Annotated in this window: 1 protein-coding gene; it reads right to left on the bottom strand. The window is 69.9% G+C overall.

Features of this window, described 5'->3' with window-relative positions; all coding sequences use genetic code 11:
- Positions 1–125 precede the first annotated feature (125 nt).
- Positions 126–1,079 carry an IS5 family transposase gene (locus FK498_RS18755; RefSeq protein ID WP_141857227.1) on the bottom strand — a complete coding sequence of 318 codons (954 nt, stop codon included), beginning with the start codon at positions 1,077–1,079 and terminating at the stop codon, positions 126–128.
- Positions 1,080–1,161 lie beyond the last annotated feature (82 nt).

Genomic DNA, 1,161 nt, shown 5'->3' on the forward strand with positions numbered 1-1,161 from the left:
GAGACCTCTGCGGAACGAGGGTCGTTCGCGCTGACTGCCGCGAGGCGCAGTCAGGATAGCGGTTTGCCTGGCGCTACTGCGGGCTTCGCCACGCTGAGGCGTGGTTTCCGGGCGCACCTCTCCTGTCAGGCGACGAGCCGTTCGGCACGGCGGAGGTTCAGCGCGGTGCAGAGCAGGTGCAGGTGGGCGCCGTTGCGAGCGAGGCCGCGATAGCGCACCCGACGCCAGCCATAGCTGCGCTTGAGCGTGCCGAAGCTGCGCTCGACCCGGGCGCGGATCGGCGCCAGGACCACGTTCATCCAGCGTTGCCAGGGTGCCAGCGGACGCCGTGCATGCGCGCGATGCATGATGCCGTCGGTGATGCCCGCCTCGGCCAGCGCGGCCCGCCGGGGCGCGCTGTCATAGGCCTTATCCATGAACACCGCGGCTTCATCACCCTGCACCAGGGCATCGGCCACGACGCTATCGCCGACCTCGGCGCCGGTCAGGACCGCCTCGCGCACCAGATCGGAGCCAAGGTCGACCGCCACGTGTGCCTTGAAGCCAAAGAAGCTCTTCCGGCCGCGCCGCGTGAAGCCGGCCTCCGGGTCTTTCGTCGAGACCTCGCCCTCGCTCGCCGGCGGGCGTGCCACCGCCGCCTCGACCAGTGTGGCGTCGATCAGCGTGCCAGCCTTCAGCATCAGGCCACGCGCATCGAGCTGGCGGTTCACCTCCGCGAACAGTGCCTCGGCAAGGCCGCGCTCCGCCAGGGTCCCGCGAAACCGGCACAACGTCGTCTCGTCCGGGGTGCCGTCATCGAGCCCGAACCCGCAAAAGCGGCGGAATGAGAGCCGATCCGCCAGCGCCTCCTCCAGGCCAGGATCGGAAAGCTGGTACCACTGCGCCAACAGCAGCGCGCGGAACAGCGCCAGCGGCGGATAGCCGGGACGGCCCGTCGGCGCCCGCAGCGGCGCCAGCAGCCGCTCCATCGGCGCCCAGTCGATCAAGGCTGCGATCCGCTCCAGCCGCCGATTGCAACCCACACCCGCCGGCAGCAGCGCCTCCGCCAAGCTCGCCTGACCAATCCGACGCTGACCCATCGCAACCCTCGCTGCCCAAACCTTCGGACCGACAGCGAATCAGCACATCACGCCACAGGCAAGCCGTTTCGCAGAGGTCTCC

It is taken from the genome of Elioraea sp. Yellowstone, from assembly GCF_006704265.1.
Classification (GTDB): domain Bacteria; phylum Pseudomonadota; class Alphaproteobacteria; order Acetobacterales; family Acetobacteraceae; genus Elioraea.